Here is a 20,333-nt window from a genome sequence, read left to right as displayed (position 1 = left end):
TCACCCCACGGGCCCTCGCCCCACCGGTCCTCGCCCCACCGGTCCTCGCCCCACCGGTCCTCGCCCCACGGGCGCACACCTCACCGGTCCTCGCCGACCCGCGCGAGACCGGGCCAGGTCGTGCCGAACCGAACCGGACCGAATCGAACCGGAACGGACCGGACCGGGCGAGCCGTGCTTGGCGCTCTTCACTCTTCAGGTCCGGGCCGCGCCCGGCGGCGGCAGCGGCTCCCGTGGCAGCGACTCGGCGCCGCCGCCCCCGGCGTCGGCGTCCGCCGACCCGGTGGACGCGTCGCGAGACGGGGGCCGCCCGCCGCCGACGGCGCTCAGGGCGAAGGGCAGAAGGCGGTCCGCCCGCTCCCGCGCGGCGGCCGGGCCGATGTGCTCCGGCAGCCGGGAGGTGAAGAAGAAACTGCTCATGACGGGACCGAGCACCACGTCTCCGAGGAGGCCCAGGTCCTCCACGGGCGGGATCTCGCCCCGCTCGACCGCGCTTCGCACGACGTCGGCGACCCTCCGGTACGCCGGTTCGAGAACGGCGGCCGTCAGCGCCTGCGCGAGGGCCGTGTTGTGTGCGGCCTCGCCGACCAGGGCCCGCATCAGCCGACCGCCCTCGCCGGTCATGGCGGCGGCCTTGTCCCGGAGCACCACCCGCAGGTCGCCTTCGAGGGTGCCGGTGGCCGGCGGTTCGTGGGGCTCGGTGCAGGTGGCCGCGGCCGCGACCACCAGTTCCTCCTTGGACGACCAGCGCCGGTAGAGGGTGGCGGTGGAGACCCCCGCACGGGTGGCGACGGCGGCCGTGGTCAGCCCGCCGAAGCCGCTCTCGACCAGCACGGCAAGCGTCGCGTCCAGCAGCGCCCGATCCCGCGCCGCGTCGCGGGGGCGTCCTCGCCGCCGAGCGGACGGGGCTGCGTCGGGCTGCGGGGCCGGAGGGGTGGTGCGGGTCATGCCGCGATGATACCGGACAACGAAACGAAAACATTCCGTTTCATATATGCTCGTCGGCATGAGCGCTCCCACACACGTCGAGACCCTCACCCCGACCGGCGCGGCGGACCTCGTCGCCCGACTGAACGCCACCTTCGCCACCGGCCGCACCAAGTCCACCGCCTGGCGAAAGACCCAGCTGCGCGCCCTGCGACGCCTGCTCGTCGAGCAGACGGACGTCTTCACCGCCGCGCTCCATGCCGACCTGGCCAAGAGCGCCACCGAGGCGTACACCACCGAGATCGCGTCGACGATCAACGAGATCGACCACACCCTGCGCCATCTCGACCGCTGGTTGCGCCCGCGGCGCGCCTCGGTGCCCCTCGGGCTGCGGCCGGCCCGCGCCCGCACCGTGCGCGAGCCGCTCGGCACCGTCCTGGTCATCGCCCCGTGGAACTACCCTCTTCAGCTCGCCCTCGCTCCGCTGGTCGGCGCGATCGCCGCGGGCAACACCGCGGTGGTCAAGCCCAGCGAACTGGCCCCGGCCACGTCGGCCGCGCTCGCCCACTGGCTGCCCCGCACGCTGGACCCGCAGGCCGTGACCGTGGTCGAGGGAGCCGTACCGGAGACGACGGCCCTGCTGGAACAGCGATTCGACCACGTCTTCTACACCGGCAACGGCAAGGTCGGCCGCGTCGTCATGACCGCCGCCGCGCGCCACCTCACCCCGGTCACCCTGGAACTGGGCGGTAAGAGCCCTGCCGTCGTGGAGCCGGGCGCCGACCTCGCGACCGCGGCCCGCCGCATCGCCTGGGGCAAGTTCATGAACGCCGGTCAGACCTGCGTCGCCCCCGACTACGTCCTCGCCGTCGGCGAGACCTCGACCGCGCTCGAACAGCACCTGACCACCGCGATTCGCGAGATGTACGGCGCCGATCCGGCTGGGAGCGCCGACTACGGCCGCATCGTCGACGAGCGCCACTTCGACCGCCTGACGGGCCTCCTCGGCGACGGCCGGATCGTCACCGGCGGCGACCACGATCGCGCCACCCGCTACCTCGCCCCGACCGTCCTCACCGACGTCGACACCGACGGGCCCCTGATGAGCGAGGAGATCTTCGGCCCCGTACTGCCGATCATCCGCGTCCCCGACCTCGACGCCGCGATCGACTTCATCACCGCCCGGGACAAGCCCCTCGCCCTGTACGCCTTCACCGCCTCCGCGGCGTCCAAGCGCCGCCTCGCCTCGGAAACCTCCTCGGGCGCCCTGTCGTTCGGGGCTCCCATCGTCCACCTCGCCGTACCCGGCCTCCCCTTCGGCGGCGTCGGCGAAAGCGGTCTCGGCCACTACCACGGGGAGTACTCCATCGACACCTTCAGCCACACCAAGGCCGTCTTCGACAAGCCCCTGCTCGCCGACCCCCTCCGACTCGCCTACCCGCCCTTCACCACCCTGAAGTCCCGCCTCCTGCGCCACTTCTTCTGAGGGCGCGGCCTCTTCCGAGGGCGGGCCCGGAACGCCGACGGCGCCGCCACCCGCGAGAGGGACACCGCTGCGGCCGGGTGGTGCCGGCACCCCGGCTCGGGCACCCCGCCTCGGGCACCCCGGAGCCGGACGCGCCGAGAGGCACCGGACGTACGGCAGACGGCAGCTGGGAGGTGGCAGACGGCAGACGGGAGGTGACATGCGGCAGGTGGCAGACGGCAGGCGGCAGACGGCAGGCGGCCTTCGCGCGGACCGGACAGCAGTGCGTTCGTCGCGGCGCCGCCGTCGGCCATCCCGGAAACAGGCTCCGCGTTCCCTGGTCCTCCACCACGGCGAACGCCCTCAGGGCAGGCGTCGGCGCGCCGGGAGGACGGTGAGCGCGCAGGGAGGACGAGCGCGCGGATCGGCCGGCGAGTGCCCGGCTCCCCGTCATACCTCTCGCGGGAGCCCCCCGGCAACCGAACAGCCGTTCAGATGCGTTGAGTTGGGGGTACCCTCGGGAGAGGCCCGCCGCCCCCGCCGGCATTCCGTGGCCGAAAGTCGCTCCAACCTCCGTCTTCTCTCACAGGTTTGGCACAGGGAGAAAATTCGACGGTCATCGGCTTTCCATAACTGTCACCTCATCACTTATAGTTGCCGCCTAATGGCCGTGGTGTGACGGTCATGCTCGACGACGCCTCAGTGAGCCCGGTGCCGCGAGCCACTCCAAGGACACTGATGACGGCGTCGCCTGCCCCTCCCGCCATGGACGACGAACGAGGCCCCCTGAGGGCGTCCCTGTTTGCCCTCCTGGCAACAGCCCTGGTCAGCTCGGCGACAGTGGTTTTCGCCACCGCCGCCGCCCCGGAAGAGGCCCGTTCCGCGCTCGGTTGGGCCATGGGCGCCGGCGCGGTGCTGCTGTGCTGCGCGGTCGCGTTGGCGACCCATGCGGTCCAGTCCTCGCGCATCCTCCAACTCCGCCTGATGGCCACCGCCCAGGACGCCGACGGGCTGCGCCGCGACCGGGAGGCCCTGTCCGCGGAGATGGCCAAGGAACGGTCGCGGCTGACCGGCGAGTTGTCCTGGCGCACCGAGGAACTGACCCGGGAGCACGCGCGCCTCGCCGAGGAGCTCAGGTCGGAGCGTGAGCGGCTGACCGCCGAGCACATCCGTGAACGGGACCGCATCAACGCCGAACACGTGCTGGAGCGGGGCCAGTTGATGCAGGACCACACCAGGGAGCGCAGGCAACTGGTGGATGAGCACACCCGCGAACGCGAGCGCATGCTGGAGGAGCACACCCGCGAACGCGAGACGCTGGCGGAGGAGAACGCACGGCTCGTCGCCCAGTCCCGCCGCGCCGTGGCCGACCGCGCGTCCGCGCTCTCCGCCTGCGCCAAGTCCGCCGGTCGCATGCAGGCTCTGATCACCAGCATGCTCGCCGACCTGCGCGAGATGGAGGAGCGCCACACCGACGAGCGGGCCCTCGGCGACCTCCTCCATCTCGACCACCGGGCCGCGCAGGCCGGCCGTCTGGCCGACTCCATCGCCGTGCTGACCGGCTCGCGATCGGGCCGCCGCTGGGCCAGGCCGATCGGAATGGAATCCGTGTTGCGAGGCGCGATGAGCCGTATCGCCGGCTACCAGCGGGTGCGGGTGCACTCGGTGAGCGAGGTCGCCGTGGCCGGTCACGCGGCCGAGGGCGTGATCCACACGATCGCCGAACTCCTCGACAACGCGGCGAACTTCTCGCCCCCGACCGCCGAGGTCCATGTGTACGTGGAGGAGGTGCCGGCCGGGGCCATCGTCTCCGTGGAAGACAGCGGCCTGGTGATGGGCGAGGTCCAACTGCGCCGCGCCATGCACGCCGTGAGCGGGGACGTGACCGACCTCGGGGGTCTGTCCGGCACCCGGCTCGGCCTCGCGGTGGTGGGGCGCCTCGCCCGCAAGCACGGGCTGACGGTCTCCTTCCGTCCCTCCGCACGCGGCGGCACGGGTGTGCTGGTGCTCATCCCGCACGAACTGCTCAGCCGGCCCGCCGGGCGCGACGGCCGGGTCGGCGCCGCCCCCGGCGCCCCCTCGGTCGCCTCCCGGGCGCCCCGCTCCACCCCCGGCGCCCTCCCGGTCACGGTCCCCGCACAGCGCCGTGCCCTGCCCGGCGCGGCCGTCCCCGCGCAGGCGCGCTCCTCCGACGACCGGCGGCCCGCGCCCCCGGTCCGGCCGCAGCCCGCGCCCGCGGGTGCGCCGGAGCCCGCGGCCGCGGACCCCGGCCGGCTCCCCCGCCGCCGCCGCGGGCAGACCCTGGCGGCGGCCGAGAGCACCCGGCCCGCGCCTCCGGACCCCGAGACCTCCCCACCCCGCGACGTGAAGTCCGGCATCGCCAGGTTCAGCAGTTTCCGGCAGGCCGTACGGACTGCTCCCGGCGACGACACCACGGCACCCCCGGACCCTGACGACATCGCCCCCACCACGCTTCCCGGCCGGGCCCCGGCCACGTCCTCGCACCCGGAAGGCGACACCCCCCGATGACCACTACCGCCCACAACCCCACCGCGACCACCGACGAGAGCCTGGACTGGCTGCTGGGCAACCTGCTGGAGCGGACACCCGGCACCCGGCACGCGCTCGTCCTCTCCAGGGACGGCCTGAAGCTCTGCCGCACCCCGGAGCTGTCGGTGGACCAGGCCGACCAGCTCGCCGCGATAGCCGCCGGCATCCAGTCGCTGTCCCACGGCGCGTCGATCGAGTTCGGTGACGGCTCCGGCGGGGTGCGCTCGGCCATGACGGAGTTCTACGGGGGGATCCTGTTCATCGTGGAGGCGGGCGAGGGCGCGCATCTCGCGGTGGTGGCCGCCGAGGACGCCGACGCCGGACTCATCGGGCACAACGTCAGCGAACTGGTGGAGCAGATCGGCGTTTACCTGCGCGCCGCCCCGCGTGCGGCCGGCGGGTCATGAGCCGTCCCGGCAGAGACGATTCACCGGAGCGGCTGTACACACTCACCGGGGGCCGCAGCAGCGCAGGGTCGGACTCGCTCGACCTGGTGACGCTGATCGTCGCGGACCGCGCGCCGGCGCCCGGGATGCAGTCCGAGCACGCCGTGATCCTGCGGATGTGCGAGCGCCCCACGGCCGTGGTGGAGATCGCCGCCGAGCTGCGCCTCCCGGTGAGCATCGTCCGGGTGCTGCTGTCGGACCTGCTGGACGTCGGGCACGTCAGTGCCCGGCACCCCCGCCCGGCCGACCCGACTCACCGCCTTCCCGCCCCCGACCTCCTGGAGCAGGTGCTCGTTGGCCTCCGCAACCTCTGACCGGCCGGCCGTCGACCAGCCGTCAGCACGCCCCGCACTGCACGCCACCTCCGACAACGGCATCAAGATCGTGATCGTCGGGGGTTTCGGCGTCGGCAAGACCACGATGGTCCGTTCCGTGAGCGAGATCCGTCCCCTCAACACCGAGGAGACGATGACCCTCGCCGGGGAGTCCGTCGACGACACGACCGAGGTCAGCGCCAAGACCTCCACGACCGTCGCGTTCGACTTCGGCCGCATCTCCCTGGACGAGCACAACGTCCTCTACCTCTTCGGCGCGCCCGGCCAGGAGCGCTTCTGGTTCCTGTGGGACCGGCTCTTCTCGGGCACGCTCGGCGCGGTGGTCCTGGTGGACGTCCGCCGGATCGCGGACTCCTGGTACGCGATCGACCGACTGGAGGCGCACGGCACCCCGTTCATCGTGGCCTGCAACGACTTCGGCGGTACGCCGTACAGCCACGAGCAGGTGCGCGAGGCACTCGACCTCGACCCCGCGGTGCCGCTGGTCAGCTGCGACGCCCGATCCCGGGGCTCCAGCAAGAACGTCCTCATCTCTCTCGCCCAGCATGTCCAGTCCCTGTACGCCACCCAGGAGAGCGCCCCTTGACCAGCCCCGACGGACATACGGCCGTCCCCCTGTCGGGCCCCCGTTTCCAGACCGAACCCGCCCAGCTGTACCGGGAGATGCGGCGGGACCACGGTTCAGTGGTCCCCGTGCTCCTCGACGGCGACATACCCGCATGGCTGGTGCTGGGCTACCGCGAGCTGCACCAGGTGACCGGCGACCCGGCGCTCTTCAGCCGTGACTCCGACCTGTGGAACCAGTGGGACGCCGTCCCCGAGAACTGGCCCCTGCTGCCCATGATCGGCCGCAAGCAGCCGTCCATCCTCTACACCGTCGGCGAGCGCCACCGGCAGCGCGCGGCGATGATCGGCAACGCCCTGGAGGGGGTCGAGGCGACCGAACTCATCCGCCACGCCGAGCGCTTCGCGGACGAACTGGTCGACTCCTTCTGCGACAAGGGATCGGCCGAGGTCATCGGCGACTACGCGATGCTGCTGCCGCTGCGGGTGCTGGCACGGCTGTACGGCTTCCCCGACGAGGAGGGGCCGGGCCTGGTCACCGCCCTCAACGACATGATCAACGGCAGGGAGGGCGCGCTGGCCGGACAGAGCCATCTGGCGGGGTCGATGCAGCGCCTGCTGGCCGAGAAGCACGCCGAGCCCGGCGACGACGTGATCTCCCGGATGCTGGAGGACGACTCCGGCTTCACCGACGAAGAGATCATGCAGGACCTGATGGTGATGATGGCCGCGGGCCACCAGCCGACCGCCGACTGGATCGGCAACTCGCTGCGGCTGATGCTCACCGACGGCCGTTTCGCCGCGTCCCTGTTCGGCGGCCGGCACAGCGTCGCCGAGGCGATGAACGAGGTCCTGTGGGAGGACACCCCCACCCAGAACGTGGCCGGCCGCTGGGCCGCCCGCGACACCGTGCTCGGCGGACGGCACATCAGGTCCGGTGACCTGCTGCTGCTCGGCCTCGCCGCGGCCAACTCCGACCCCCAGGTCCGCGTCGACGGCGCGGCGTTCACGGGCGGCAACAACGCCTTCTTCTCCTTCGGCCACGGCGAGCACCGCTGCCCGTTCGCCGCCCAGGAGGTCGCGGAGGTGATCGCGAGGACCGGGATCGAAGTGGTGCTCGACCGACTGCCCGACCTCGATCTCGCCGTCCCCGCCGAATCCCTCACCCGTCGGCCGTCCCCGTGGCTGCGCGGCCTGACCTCACTGCCCGTGCGATTCACCCCCACCCCCGTACTTGGAGACGCCGGAAGATGACCCAGAGCAGCGCCGAACGCATCGCCCTCGACCCCTTCGTCACCGACCTGGAGGCGGAGAGCGCCCTGCTGCGTGCCGCAGGGCCGCTCGCCGGGGTGGAACTCCCCGGCGGGGTCCCCGTCTGGGCGGTCACGCACCACGCCGAGGCGCGCCGCCTCCTCACCGACCCCCGGCTGGTCAAGGACATCGAGGTCTGGGGGGCGTGGCGGCGCGGCGAGATACCCGCGGACTGGCCGCTGATCGGCCTGGCCAACCCGGGCCGCTCCATGCTCACCGTGGACGGAGCGGACCACCGGCGGCTGCGGACCCTGGTGGCCCAGGCCCTCACCCCCCGCCGGGTGGAGCTGCTGCGCGACCGCGTCGGCGAAATGACGGAGGAGCTGCTCGACGGGCTGGCCTCCCACGGCCCCGGTGACGTCGTCGACCTGAAGGCCGAGTTCGCCTATCCGCTGCCGATGAACGTCGTCAGCGAACTGATGGGCATCGCCCGCGAGGACCACCCCCGGCTCAAGGTGCTCTTCGACCGCTTCTTCTCCACCCAGACGCCTCCGGAAGAGGTGGTCGCCACCCTCAGCGAGCTGGGCGGGATGATGAGCCGGATCGTCGAAGCCCGCCGCGCCGAACCCGGCGACGACCTCACCAGCGCCCTGATCCAGGCCTCGGAGGACGGCGACCGGCTGACCGACGAGGAGATCGTCAACACCCTCCAGCTGATGATCGCCGCCGGTCACGAGACCACCATCTCGCTGATCGTGAACGCCGTGGTCAACCTCTCCACCCACCCCGAGCAGCTCGCGCTCGTCCGCTCCGGCGAGGTGGGCTGGGACGCGGTGGTCGAGGAGACGCTCCGCTGGTCCACCCCCACCTCGCACGTCCTGATCCGGTTCGCCACCGAGGACGTGCCGGTCGGCGACCGGGTGATCCCCGCGGGGGACGCCCTGATCGTCTCCTACGCGGCGATCGGCCGCGACGAGCAGGCGCACGGCCCCACGGCCGGGGTCTTCGACATCACCCGCTCGCCCAACCGGCACATCGCCTTCGGCCACGGCCCGCATGTCTGCCCCGGCGCCGCGCTGTCCCGGCTTGAGGCGGGGGTGGCGCTGCCCGCGCTCTACGCGCGATTCCCCGAACTGAGGCTGGCCGTGCACCCCAAGGAGCTGCGCAACAAGCCCGTCGTCACCCAGAACGACCTGTACGAACTTCCGGTCCACCTGGTCTGAGCTTCCGGTCCAGCTCGTCTGAGCCACCGGTTCGCCCGGTCTGAGCTTCCGGTCCAGCTCGTCTGAGCCACCGGTTCGCCCGGTCTGAGCTTCCGGTCCAGCTCGTCTGAACCGCCGGTTCGCCCGGTCTGAGCTTCCGGTCCACCTGGTCTGAGCCACCGGTTCGCCCGGTCCGGACGGCTGTCCGGACCGGCGGGCCGGTCCGGGGCTCCGGGGCACCACGTCCCGACGGGCGGTCCGTCCGCCGCGTGCCGCCGGCCGCACGGGGCGCACGGTCGGCGGTTGCCCACCGGGCGACATCGAGACCGCGAGCCGCCGGCCGCACGGGGCGCACGGCTCACGGCTCCCTGTGCGGGAACCCGCCGACCGGGGCGCGTCCGGCCCGCGTCCCGCCGGGAACGCCCGGGCCAGCCCGGCCCGCCCGGGGCCTACGGGCTCCCTCGGCGCCTTCCCCGGGGCGGGAGCCGGATCCCGGAGGAAGCCGACGAGCAGGTCCGCCACTTCGGCCGGCCACTCCGGTGAGGGCGGGTGCCCGGCCCGCGGAAGCACCACGGAGCGGGCCGCCGGGACCAGTTCGGCGACGCGCCCCGACACGGCCCGGAAGTCCCCGAGGTCCTGACCGCCCGACACCACGGGGGCGGGTGCGCCGATCGCGGCCGGGTCGACGGCCGAGGCCGTCCCCGGGCCCCGCACCGACCTGCTCCGCCGCACCGACCTGTCCCGCCGCACGGGCGCGCTCCGCCGCACCTGCCTGTCCCGCCGCACGGGCCCGCTCCGCCTCGGCGTCCGCGGCGAGCCGGCCCTCGAAGGCGTACCGCCGCACGGCCCGTACCCGCCGTTGTACGGCCGCGCAGAGGCATACGGCCCCACCGGCTTCCGGGCCCAGCCAGGTCCTCCCGTTCAGCTCGACCGTAGCGTCGAGGCCGCCCGCGCGCACGAGTTCGTCCTCCTCCCCGTCGAAGGCCGGCGGATCCGGGCCCGGTTCACGGCCCGGCAGCCCGGCGCGGAGCAGCGCGAGCGCCGACACCCACTCCGGGCACCGCGCGGTGGTCTCGACGGCGACGCCGCCCCCGAACGAGGCCCCGGCGAGGGCCGCCCGCCCGATCCCCAGGGTGTCCGGAAGAGCGGGGACGCCGTCCGCGTCGCGGTAGGGGCGCACGGCCTGGGCCGGGGTGTCGCCCAAAGCCCGCCCAGGCCCGCCGAAGCCCGCCGAGGCCCCTGAAGCCGGGTCGCACGACGCGGTATCCGGCTTCGGTCAGCGCGTCCCGCTGTCCGTCCCACATCCGGCGGTCGCAGACCGGGGAACGCGGGAGCGCCACCGCCGGGCCGTCCCCCGCCGCGTCGTAGGCGGGTGTCATCCGGCCGGGCCTATGCACCCCGAGCCCACTCCGCCCGCCGGCATCCCACCGCCCCTGCCGACTTGAACGTGTTCAAGAGGGCCGCTACAGTCGTGGACACGCCTTTTGAACACGTTCAAGGGAGGGTGGGGCATGGACCTCACTGTTGTCGCGTACGTCGTCTACCTGCTGATCAGCGTCGCCCTCACCGTCTGGGTGGCCCGTACGCTCAGCAGAAACGGACGGATCTTCCTCGCCGACGTCCTGCACGGGAACGAGAAACTCGCGGACGCCGTCAACCACCTGCTGGTGGTGGGCTTCTACCTCGTCAACCTCGGTTTCGTCGCCCTCCACCTCGGCCAGGACGACGCCGTGGCCGACGCCCGACGCCTGTTCGAGGCCCTCTCGGTGAAGCTCGGGGTCGTCCTGCTCGTCCTCGGTGTGATGCACCTCGCCAACGTCTACGTGCTCAACCGGATCCGCCGGCGCGGAGTGATGGAGCGCGAGCAGACCCCGCCGGTCCCGCCGCAGGGCTGGACGGGGCCGGCCGGCCAGGGGCCCTGGACAGCGCCCGCCACAGGCGCGTGAACACCGTGGGGGTCCCCGTGCAGCGGCTGACGGTGCTCTACGACGCGCAGTGCCCGCTCTGCGTCCATCTGCGCCACTGGCTGCTGCGACAGCGTCAGCTCGTCCCGCTCGACCTCGTCCCGGCGGCCTCCGCGGAGGCCAGGCGCCGCTTCCCGGACCTCGACCACGGGAGCACCCTGCGGGAGATCACCGTGATCGGCGACCGGGGCCAGGTGTACCGGTCCGCCGCCGCGTGGATCGTCTGCCTCTGGGCGCTGGCCGAGCACCGGCCCAGGGCGCACTGGCTGAGCACCCCCGCCGGGCAGCCGTTCGCCAGGGTGGCGGTCCTCGCCGCGGCGAAGTACCGCGAGTTCACGGCCGCCCCCTGCGAAGGGCGGTGCGAGGTACCGGCACCGCCCGGCTAGGCTCGCTCACCGTGAACGACGCGACGGACGAGAAGCAGGGCCGCGCCGCGAAGCCCGCGAAGAGCGAGCAGACCCGCACCCTCATCCTCGAGACCGCACTCCGGCTCTTCCAGGAACGCGGCTACGACAGGACGACGATGCGGGCCATCGCCCAGGAGGCCGGGGTCTCCGTGGGCAACGCCTACTACTACTTCTCCTCCAAGGAACACCTCGTCCAGGGCTTCTACGACCGGATCGCCGAACAGCACCAGGCGGCCGTCGCGGAGGTCCTGGACGGCGGCGAGAAGGACCTCGCGAGGCGCATCCGCGGGGTCCTGCTCGGCTGGCTGGACATCGCCGAGCCGTACCACGAGTTCGCGTCCCAGTTCTTCAAGAACGCGGCCGACCCGGACAGCCCGCTCAGCCCCTTCTCACCCGAGTCGGAGGGGCCGCGGGAGGCGGCCGTCGACGTCCACCGGCGGGTGCTGTCCGGGGCCGCCGTCAAGGTCGACCCCGAACTCGCCGACGCGCTGCCGCGGCTGCTCTGGCTCCAGCAGATGGGGCTCGTGCTGTTCTGGGTGTACGACCGCTCCGAGGGCTGCGCCAACAGCCGCCGCCTCGTGGAGCGGCTCGCGCCGGTCACCGCCCGGGCGATCTCGCTCTCCCGGTTCCGTGTCCTGCGCCCCCTCGTGCAGGAGACCCACGAGCTGCTCAGGGACTTCATGCCGACGGCCGCGGGGATGGCCGCCTCGGGCAAGCCCGGGCGGGCGGCGGACCGCAGCTCCTCGGCCCCGCCGGGTGGCAGGGGCGGCTACGGAGGCGGCTACGGAGGCGACACGGGCGCCGGCCCGGGCGCCGGCGGCCGCGAACGCCGGGAGCGCGGCACCACGGCATGAATCCGCACGGGTGGCCGCACCGCACGGGTGGCCGCACCACCCGGGTGGCCGTACCGCTCGACCGGCCGCACCGCCCAGGTGGCCGCACCGCACGACCGGCCGCACCGCCCAGGTGGCCGCACCGCACGACCGGCCGCACCGCCCAGGTGGTCGCACCGCCCAGGTGGTCGGGCCGCCGGGGTGGTCGGGCCGCCGGGGTGGTCGGACCGCTCGACCGGCCGGGCCACCGGGGTGGTGCGAGGGCGTCGTACCGGGCCGGGCTCCCGTGGACGCATGCCCCGGATCGAGGGCATCGCCCGAATGCCCTTCCCGCCCGGCCCTGTTCGTGCGGCGGTCAGCCCGTCACCCGAGGTGCGCGACCGGAGTCGCTTCCCCTCGGCTCCCGGCAGCCGTCAGGTGTCGCGGGAGGCGAGTTCCACCACGGTGATGTCGGACGGGGCACCTACCCGCACCGGCGGGCCCCAGGCCCCGGCGCCGCGCGAGACGTAGAGCTGGGTGTCGCCGTACCGCTCCAGGCCGGCGAGGGTCGGATTGGCCATGGCCGCCAGGTAGTTGGCGGGCCAGAGCTGACCGCCGTGGGTGTGACCGGACAACTGGAGGTCCACTCCGTGGCGTACCGCCTCGTGGATGACGACCGGCTGGTGGGCGAGGAGCACGGCGGCGCGGGCGCGGTCCCGGTCGCCGAGCGCCCGTGCGAAGTCCGGCCCCTGGCCCTCCCGCTCGCCCGCCACGTCGTCGACCCCGGCGAGGTCGAAACCGCCGATCTCCACACGGTCGTTGCGCAGCGGGGTCAGACCGAGTTCGCGCACATGGTCGACCCAGGCGTCGGCGCCGGAGAAGTACTCGTGGTTGCCCGTGACGAAGAACGAGCCGTCGCGCGCACGGAGCCGGGCGAGGGGTTCGGCGGCGCTGCCGAGGTCCGCCACGCTGCCGTCCACGAGGTCGCCGACGACGGCGACGAGGTCGGGCTGCGTGGCGTTGATCGCGTCGACGATCCGCTGCGTGTGGGCGCGGCCCAGGACCGGCCCGATGTGGATGTCGCTGACGACCGCGATCCGGTAGCCGTGCGCGGCGCGCGGGAGCCTCGCCAGCGGCACGGTGACCCGCTTGACGCTCGGTCCGCGGAGGACGCCGTACGTCCCGTAGCCAACCGTCCCCGCGGCGGCGGCAGCGGCCGCCCCTCCGACGACCCGCGCGACGAACAGCCTGCGCGTCACACCGCCCGCCGGGCGCCCGTCCGCAGGCGAGACGTCCGCCGTCACCGGTGCGCCGGGGGCCTCGGCCGCCGCGGGGACCTCGGCCGTCGCGGGGGCCGGCCCGGCGGCGCGCCCGGCGGCGCCGGGGCTCTCCACGGCCGGCGTGGCGACCGCGGTCGTCGCGGCTTCCTGACCGGAGCCGGGCGCGGACGCCTCCACGGCCCCCTTCACGGCCCCCTGCGCGGACGCCTCCACGGCCCCCTGTGCGGACGTCTGCGACGTCTGAGCGGACGTCGGGGAGCCGGCCGGGGAGACCGCGACGGCGTCCCCGGACGGTGCGCCGCCACCCGACGGGGCGGGCGGCCGGCCGTGGGTGGGCGGAACCGCCCCGGCGGCTGCTCCGTCCGCCGCAAGCGCGTCCGCCGGAGGCGCGTCCGCCTCCGCACCGGCGGCGAGGGGCTCCCCGGGAGCCGCCGGGCGGCGCGCCGCCCGGCGGTCCAGGGCGCGGCGCAGGAGGGGGCGTACCGCCTCGCCCGCGAACAGGGCGAGCGTCAGGTAGAGCAGCATGGCCAGCCAGAAGTAGCCCGGCCATGCGAAGGTCTGCTTGAGCCAGAAGGGTGCGTCGGCCCGGCCGACGGTGAACGCGCCGACGGTGAGCAGCGGCAGCACGATCACGGCGGCAGTGCCCGCGCGGCGTGCCGCACCGGGCCCCGCCGTGGTGTCGCGGACCAGGCGCCGCCATACGTACCAGTGCACCGCCACCAGCAGGGTGAGGACGGCAGCGATCACAAGCAGGACGACCAGCACGGCAGCGTTCCCCTTATCCACGGTCGCGGCGCAGGGCGCGTACGCCACGGAACCCGATCGCGCCGATCGCCGTCCCCAGGAGCAAGGACGTGACGGCGAGCAGCAGATGGACCCAGAAGTACGCGGTCGGGTCACCGGCGTCGTCGAAGGCGAGCCCGCTGGCGTCCTGCCACAGGTTCCTCACGAAAGTGACCCAGATGACCCAGCTCCACACCCCGAACGCGAGCAGGAACCAGGAGACGGGGCGACTGAGCTTCATGGAATCAGTATCGCCGCAGTCCCCTTCCTCGCGGCGACGGGGTCCGGTGGCACCGCACGCGGCGTCCGCGTCCGCCGGGTCCACGCCCACCGGCTCCACGCCAACGGGCTCCGCACCCACCGGCTCCACACCCACCGGCTCCACACCAACCGGGTCCGGGGCGGGCAGGTCCGGGGCGCACGGTTCCGAGCCGGGCAGGACCGCGGCGAACAGGCCCGCGGCGGGCGGTTCCGGGGCGCGCGGACCCGTCGCGGACCGGGCTGGGCTGTACCGGCGGAGCTCGCGGCGGGTCACCCGCCCGGTGTCGGACCCCCCGCCGGGTCCCTGTACGTTCTCGTCCGTGTCTGCTTCGAGGAGAACCGCATGGGCGGTCGCCGTCGCGTTGCTGCCCGCGCTCACCGCCGCACCCGCGGCCGCCGCGGCCGAGGCCGGCACGACGGACGAGAAGGCCCCCAAGCCCCCGGCGGTGATGTCCACCGTCGGCGGCGCCCAGCTCGGCAGGCCCGGCACCCAGGTCAGGCTGGCGGCGGGCGCCCCCGTCCTCCCCAAGGACGTCACGGGCCGTTCCTGGATCGTCGCGGACGCCGAGAGCGGCGAGGTGCTGGCCGCGCACAACGCGCACTGGCGGCTGCCTCCCGCCTCCACGCTGAAGATGCTCTTCGCGGACACGGTGCTGCCCAAGCTGCCCAGGGAGCAGCAGCACACGGTCACCCGCGGCGAACTCGGCGGTGTCGGCGTGGGCAGCAGCCTCGTCGGCATCAAGGAGGACCAGACCTACTCCGTCCACGACCTCTGGCTCGGCGTGTTCCTCCGCTCGGGGAACGACGCGGTCCACGTGCTGTCCGCGATGAACGGCGGCATCCCGCGGACCGTGCGGGAGATGCAGGAGCACGCGGAGGAGTTGCAGGCCCTCGACACCCGGGTCGTCACGCCGGACGGGTACGACGAGCAGGGCCAGGTGTCGAGCGCGTACGACCTGACGCTGATCGCCCGGAGCGGTCTGCAGAAGAAGGACTTCCGGGAGTACTGCGCGACCGCCCGCGCGCAGTTCCCCGGTGAGCAGAAGCCCGGCAAGAAGCGCGAGTCGTTCCAGATCCAGAACACCAACCGGCTGCTCACCGGCGACTTCGGCGTCGCCCCCTACCAGGGCATGGCGGGGGTGAAGAACGGCACCACCACGATGGCCGGCTCCACCTTCACCGGGGTGGCCGAGCGCGACGGCAAGGTGCTGCTGGTCACCGTGATGAACCCGTCGTCGAAGGAGGGCCACGCGGTCTACAAGGAGACCGCGCGCCTGCTCGACTGGGGCTTCGCGGCGGCCGGGAAGGTGGAGCCGGTCGGCGAGCTGGTGCCCCCCAGGTCGGCGGACACGGGCTCATCGGGCGACTCCGACGGCGGTGCGAGGGGTGATGCGGACGAGTCGGCTCCGGGTGGCGGGCAGAGCGGGAAGGAGCCGTACGGCCCGGACGAGGCGTCCGCCGCGAGCCGGGGCGGGACCACCGGCGCGGGCGTGGCGGTCTCGGTGGCCATCGTCGTGCTGGTGCTGCTCGCGGTGGCCGGGTTCCTGGTCAACCGGCGGTGGCCGCTGCCCGATCCGGCCCGTCGCCGGCCGCGTCGCTGACGGGCCGCTCCGCGTCCGAGCCGCTGCCCGTCGCCGTCCACGCCGCGCAGTACAGCAGCAGCCTGGCCGTGAAGTTGATCCACAGCAGCAGGGCGACGGGTACCCCGAACGCGCCGTACATCGAGTTCGCCGCCACACCGGAGATATAGCCGCTGAGCAGCAGCTTCAGCATCTCGAAGCCGACGGCCCCGATCAGCGCGGCCACGATCAGCCGCCGGCGCGGCGGATGGACGCCGGGCAGCAGTGTCAGCACGTACAGCAGCATCAGGAAGCCGGCGACGACGGCGACGGCGACGGCGGCGGTCTGGAGCAGTACCCCGCCGGCCCCGCCGCCGCCGATGCCGACCCGGTCAGCGGTCCAGCCGACGGCGCTGGAGCCGAGCGCCGACGCGGTGGCCGAGGCGAGCCCCACGCCCCCCAGGCCGAGCAGGACCACGGCGTCCTTGCCCTTGCGGGCGACCGGGTTGCCCTGCTCCTTGTCGTCGAGACCCCAGACGACCCGCAGGCACTCCCGAAGCGAGCCGACCCAGCCGATACCGGCGAGCAGCAGCAGCGCACCGGCGATCAGACCGACGGTGCCGGCGTTGTCCACCAGCGCTCCGAGGTCGAGCTGGTCGGAGATGCCCGGCACCTGCTCGGTGAGCTTGTCCTGAAGCGCCCGCAGCTGCTCCTGGCTGAGCAGCGCCGCGCCGATCGCGGCGGCGACGGTGATCAGCGGGAACAGCGCGAGGAAGCTGATGAACGTGATCGCCGCGGCCAGCCGGGTCCAGCGCGCCTCCTCGAGGGTTTCGTACGAACGCCATGCGTGCGTCCGCATCAGGCGCCGCACATGCGGTCCGATGACGGGAAGCCGGGTCAGCCAGTCCATGGGGTACGCCTTCCCCGGTCGGCGCGCTTGATCCGGGGAAGGTTGCACGAGTCCCCGGATCGCCGGGCGGGCCGGACGGGCAGGGGGTGCGATACGGCTGGCCGGACGGGCAGGGGTGCGATACGGCAGGCCGGACGGGCAGAGGGCGCGGTACGGCGGCCCGGTCAGAGGTCCGCGACCGCCATCGCGTAGATGGCCAACCAGGCCAGTCCGATGACGGCGAGCGGTCGGTCGCGCAGGACGACGTCCTCGGGGGCGCCCGCGGCGCCCCGGTCGGCGAACACCGCGTACCGCAGGACGGCCAGGGTGAAGGCGATCATCGAGAGCTGGCGCCAGGGCAGTAGCGAACCGTCGGCGGGCCCGCCGCCTTCCAGCGCCCAGAGGCAGTAGCCGAGGACCGCGGCACCGGCCGCGAGCTGCCACACGAAGCGGAGGTAGCCGCTCGAGTACGAGCTGAGCAGGGCCCGGGTCGCACCGCCGGAGCCCTCCGTCTGGACGGCCTCGGAGTAGCGTTTCGCGGCCACCATGAACAGCGCTCCGAAGCCGGTGGTGATCAGGAACCAGCGGGAGAGCGGAATGGACAGCGCCACCCCGCCGACCACGGCGCGCATCAGGAACCCCGTGGTGACGATGGCGAGATCGACCACGAGGACGTGCTTGAGCCGGACGCAGTAGGCGAGCTGCATCACCACGTACGCCGTCAGCAGCACGGCCGTCATGGCGTTGCACAGGACGGCGGCGGAGGCGGTCGACAGCGCGGCGAGCAGCGCCCCGGCGGTGTACGCGACGGGCACCGGCACGTCCCCGCGGGCTACCGGGCGCAGGCGCTTCAGGGGGTGTGCGCGGTCGGCTTCCACGTCCAGCGCGTCGTTGATCAGGTACACGGCGGACGCGGCCGCGGTGAACAGGACGAAGACGAGCGCGAGTTGGACGGCGGTATGCCGGGACACCAGCTCGCCGGCCGCGGCGGGAGCCGCCCCGACCAGCACGTTCTTGATCCACTGGCGGGGTCTTGCGGTCCTGGCCAGGCCGATCGGCAGGCTCAGCCGCCGGCGTACCCGGGCGCCCCCGCCGGACGTGGGTGGCCGCCCGGGCTCTCCCGGCTGCTCCAGCAGCGCGGTGCTGCGCTCAGACACGGCGCCCCCGACCGGACCGGCCCGCACCGGGCGTACGGACACGGCCCGGCGTACGGACACGGCCCGGCGTACGGACACGGCCGGGCGTACGTACGCGACCGGGCGTACGGACTCGGCCGGGCGTACGTACGCGACCGGGCAGATCTGCGCCCGCCCGCCCCGCGCCGCTCGGACGCACGCCGCCGGACAGCCACGCCGCTCCGCCGCGGGCCAGCAGTCCGCCGAGCAGCGCCCCCGCCGCCACATCGGTGGGGTAGTGGACCCCGGCCACCAGGCGGGAGACGCACATGGCGGCCGCGAGCGGCCGGACCACCGCGCGGCCCGCCGGGCGCAGCACCCCGAAGGTCACGGCCGCGGCAGCGGCCGAGGCGGCGTGCGAGCTGGGGAAGGAGTGCCGTCCCGCGGTGCGGACGAGCGGTTCGCCGACGGACAGCAGGGGCCGGGGGCGTCGGACCAGCTGCTTGACCCCCACGCTGGTCAGATGGGCGGCCGCCACCAGCGCGGTGCCGCGCAGCCAGCCGACCCGCCGCTCGCGGTCCGCCACCGAGCAGACCAGGCCGGCCGCGAGCCAGACGGCGGCGTGCTCGCCGCCGTGCGAGAGCGTGCGGGCTGCGGCGGCGACCCGGGGGTCGTCACCGCAGCCGCGCAACACGGCCAGCAGCCGCCGCTCGGCGGCGGTCCAGCCGGACCGCTCCCACCGGCGCTGCCCGCCGTGCCCGCCGTGCGGAGCGAGCGGAGCGTGCGGAGCGAGCGGGTGGAGTGGCTCTGACGGGTCCGACGGGTCCGACGGGTCGGGCCGGTTCAGCCGGTTCGGCCGATCACGTCGGTTCGGCCGGTTCGGCCCGGGTGTCCTGTCGGCGTCGCGCATCTGCCGCCCCTTTCGATGGGACGGAAGCGACTCTTCTCAACGCGGGGCCGAAATGTGCGGTCATATTTTGTGACACTCGTTTAATCACCCGTTTCGGCGAGTCAGGGACATTGATCGAATATCCCCCATAGAGGGCGATACCGTCGCGCGCATGTCTGCCGAGCGCGCCCCCGCCACCCCCACCGAACACACCGCGCCGCCCGCGCCCGTGACGCCCGTGACGCCCGCTCCGACCGCCGGCCGGGACGGCTACCTGCCGGTGCCGGTGACCGGCTGGGGGCGCACCGCGCCCTCCGCCGCGCTGCTGATGCGCCCCCGCACCCACGACGAGGCCGTGGCGGCCGTCCACCACTGCGGCAGCCGGGGTGCGATCGCCCGCGGACTGGGCCGGGCCTACGGCGACGCGGCGCAGAACGCCGGCGGGGCGGTCCTCGACATGACCGGGCTGGACCGCATCCGCACCATCGACGCCGAGGGCGGCGTAGTGGTCTGCGACGCCGGGGTCAGCCTTCACCGGCTGATGGAGGTGCTGCTGCCGCTGGGCTGGTTCGTGCCGGTCACGCCGGGGACCCGCTACGTCACGGTGGGCGGTGCCGTCTGCGCCGACATCCACGGCAAGAACCACCATGTGTCGGGCTCCTTCTCCCGCCACGTCCTGTCGCTGGAGCTGCTGACCGCCGACGGCGAGGTGCGCACGGTACTCCCCGGCACCGAGCTGTTCGACGCGACGGCCGGCGGTATGGGACTGACCGGCGTCGTCCTCTCCACCACGCTCCGGCTGCACCCGGTCCAGACGTCGCTGATGTCGGTGGACACCGAACGCACCACCGATCTGGACGACCTGATGGCCCGTCTGACCACCGGCGACGACCGCTACCGCTACTCGGTCGCGTGGATCGACCTGCTCGCACGCGGGGCGGCCACGGGCCGCGCGGTGCTCACCCGCGGGGACCACGCCCCGCTCGACGCGCTCCCTGCGCGCGCACGGCGCCGGCCGCTGGAGTTCCGCCCCCGCCGGCTCCCCGCACCGCCCGGGCCCGTCCCCGGAGGCCTGCTCGGCCGCACGTCGGTGTCCGTCTTCAACGAACTCTGGTACCGCCGGGCCCCGCGCGCCCGCCGGGGGCGGATGCAGGGCATCCCGGCCTTCTTCCACCCGCTCGACGGCGTCCCCCACTGGAACCGCGTGTACGGCCGGGGGGGCTTCGTCCAGTACCAGTTCGTGGTCGGCCACGGGCGGGAGGAGGCGCTGCGCGAGGTCGTGCGGCGCGTCGCCGGGCGGGGGTGCCCGTCCTTCCTCGCCGTGCTGAAGAGGTTCGGCGAGGGCGACCCGGGCTGGCTGTCGTTCCCGATGCCCGGCTGGACGCTCGCCCTCGACGTACCGGCCGGGCTTCCGGGCCTCGATGCGTTCCTGGACGGGCTCGACCAGGTGGTGGCCGACGCCGGCGGGCGGGTCTACCTGGCCAAGGACTCCCGGCTGCGGCCGGAGTTGCTGACCGTGATGTACCCCGGCCTCGACCGGTTCCGGGCACTGCGCGCACGGATCGACCCGCGCGGGGTGTTCGTGTCCGACCTGGCCCGCCGGCTGTCCCTGTGACCCTCCGCCGGCCCCACCC

General features: G+C 73.8%; 17 protein-coding genes and 1 pseudogene. 12 read left to right on the top strand and 6 right to left on the bottom strand.

The features are described 5' to 3' along the window. Positions 1-195: 195 nt before the first annotated feature. Entirely contained in the window at positions 196-948 is a 753-nt protein-coding gene (locus DDQ41_RS21495; RefSeq protein ID WP_109295939.1) for a TetR/AcrR family transcriptional regulator, read from the bottom strand. Between the two features lie 58 nt (positions 949-1,006). On the opposite strand from DDQ41_RS21495, the gene DDQ41_RS21490 reads away from it, so the two are divergent. From DDQ41_RS21490 to DDQ41_RS21435, 10 genes are all read left to right on the top strand, one after another. Continuing rightward, on the top strand, positions 1,007-2,413 hold the full coding sequence (locus tag DDQ41_RS21490; protein WP_262508527.1) for an aldehyde dehydrogenase family protein: 1,407 nt from the start codon (positions 1,007-1,009) through the stop codon (positions 2,411-2,413). Positions 2,414-3,157: 744 nt separating this feature from the next. Further along, positions 3,158-4,921: a sensor histidine kinase gene (locus DDQ41_RS21480; RefSeq protein ID WP_109295936.1), complete on the top strand. Its 1,764-nt coding sequence runs from the start codon at positions 3,158-3,160 to the stop codon at positions 4,919-4,921. Continuing rightward, positions 4,918-5,349: a roadblock/LC7 domain-containing protein gene (locus tag DDQ41_RS21475; protein WP_109295935.1), complete on the top strand. Its 432-nt coding sequence runs from the start codon at positions 4,918-4,920 to the stop codon at positions 5,347-5,349. Before DDQ41_RS21480 ends, DDQ41_RS21475 begins: the two co-directional genes overlap by 4 nt. After that, positions 5,346-5,702, top strand: a complete 357-nt coding sequence (locus DDQ41_RS21470; protein WP_109295934.1) for a DUF742 domain-containing protein — start codon at positions 5,346-5,348, stop codon at positions 5,700-5,702. Before DDQ41_RS21475 ends, DDQ41_RS21470 begins: the two co-directional genes overlap by 4 nt. After that, entirely contained in the window at positions 5,683-6,309 is a 627-nt protein-coding gene (locus tag DDQ41_RS21465) for a GTP-binding protein (RefSeq protein WP_109295933.1), read from the top strand. Before DDQ41_RS21470 ends, DDQ41_RS21465 begins: the two co-directional genes overlap by 20 nt. Then, positions 6,306-7,541: a cytochrome P450 gene (locus DDQ41_RS21460; protein WP_109295932.1), complete on the top strand. Its 1,236-nt coding sequence runs from the start codon at positions 6,306-6,308 to the stop codon at positions 7,539-7,541. Before DDQ41_RS21465 ends, DDQ41_RS21460 begins: the two co-directional genes overlap by 4 nt. After that, positions 7,538-8,761, top strand: coding sequence for a cytochrome P450 family protein (locus DDQ41_RS21455; protein ID WP_109295931.1), 1,224 nt, complete (start codon positions 7,538-7,540; stop codon positions 8,759-8,761). The genes DDQ41_RS21460 and DDQ41_RS21455 overlap by 4 nt, the downstream gene beginning before the upstream one ends. 1,490 nt (positions 8,762-10,251) lie before the next feature. Further along, on the top strand, positions 10,252-10,686 hold the full coding sequence (locus DDQ41_RS21445) for a hypothetical protein (RefSeq protein WP_109295930.1): 435 nt from the start codon (positions 10,252-10,254) through the stop codon (positions 10,684-10,686). Positions 10,687-10,703: 17 nt separating this feature from the next. Further along, complete coding sequence (locus DDQ41_RS21440; RefSeq protein WP_109297863.1) at positions 10,704-11,090, top strand: thiol-disulfide oxidoreductase DCC family protein; 387 nt, start codon at positions 10,704-10,706, stop codon at positions 11,088-11,090. An 11-nt stretch (positions 11,091-11,101) separates the two neighbouring features. Next, the gene (locus DDQ41_RS21435; RefSeq protein ID WP_109297864.1) at positions 11,102-11,965 is read left to right on the top strand and encodes a TetR family transcriptional regulator; all 864 of its coding nucleotides are present in this window, start codon (positions 11,102-11,104) and stop codon (positions 11,963-11,965) included. A gap of 392 nt (positions 11,966-12,357) precedes the next feature. Here the strand turns inward: DDQ41_RS21435 and DDQ41_RS21430 are convergent, their stop codons facing one another. Further along, on the bottom strand, positions 12,358-13,968 hold the full coding sequence (locus DDQ41_RS21430; RefSeq protein WP_109295929.1) for a metallophosphoesterase: 1,611 nt from the start codon (positions 13,966-13,968) through the stop codon (positions 12,358-12,360). A gap of 13 nt (positions 13,969-13,981) precedes the next feature. Beyond that, positions 13,982-14,227 carry an SCO4848 family membrane protein gene (locus DDQ41_RS32615; RefSeq protein WP_245991052.1) on the bottom strand — a complete coding sequence of 82 codons (246 nt, stop codon included), beginning with the start codon at positions 14,225-14,227 and terminating at the stop codon, positions 13,982-13,984. Positions 14,228-14,567: 340 nt separating this feature from the next. Here DDQ41_RS32615 and DDQ41_RS21425 point away from each other — a divergent pair, with 340 nt between their 5' ends. Further along, positions 14,568-15,848 carry a D-alanyl-D-alanine carboxypeptidase family protein gene (locus DDQ41_RS21425; protein WP_262508678.1) on the top strand — a complete coding sequence of 427 codons (1,281 nt, stop codon included), beginning with the start codon at positions 14,568-14,570 and terminating at the stop codon, positions 15,846-15,848. Here the strand turns inward: DDQ41_RS21425 and DDQ41_RS21420 are convergent. From DDQ41_RS21420 to DDQ41_RS32610, 3 genes and pseudogenes are all read right to left on the bottom strand, one after another. After that, complete coding sequence (locus DDQ41_RS21420) at positions 15,796-16,716, bottom strand: YihY/virulence factor BrkB family protein (protein ID WP_109295927.1); 921 nt, start codon at positions 16,714-16,716, stop codon at positions 15,796-15,798. The two genes, DDQ41_RS21425 and DDQ41_RS21420, sit on opposite strands and share 53 nt — an antisense overlap. 164 nt (positions 16,717-16,880) lie before the next feature. Beyond that, complete coding sequence (locus tag DDQ41_RS21415) at positions 16,881-17,852, bottom strand: decaprenyl-phosphate phosphoribosyltransferase (RefSeq protein ID WP_109297862.1); 972 nt, start codon at positions 17,850-17,852, stop codon at positions 16,881-16,883. Positions 17,853-18,024: 172 nt separating this feature from the next. Then, a pseudogene (locus tag DDQ41_RS32610) lies at positions 18,025-18,513 on the bottom strand (phosphatase PAP2 family protein); the annotation flags it as partial. Between the two features lie 358 nt (positions 18,514-18,871). On the opposite strand from DDQ41_RS32610, the gene DDQ41_RS21405 reads away from it, so the two are divergent. Next, positions 18,872-20,314 (top strand): FAD-binding protein, encoded by a 1,443-nt coding sequence (locus tag DDQ41_RS21405; protein WP_262508526.1) that lies wholly within the window; start codon positions 18,872-18,874, stop codon positions 20,312-20,314. The last annotated feature ends 19 nt before the right edge of the window (positions 20,315-20,333 follow it).

The organism is Streptomyces spongiicola, assembly GCF_003122365.1.
Classification (GTDB): domain Bacteria; phylum Actinomycetota; class Actinomycetes; order Streptomycetales; family Streptomycetaceae; genus Streptomyces; species Streptomyces spongiicola.
This window is presented reverse-complemented; position numbering and strand designations above follow the sequence as displayed.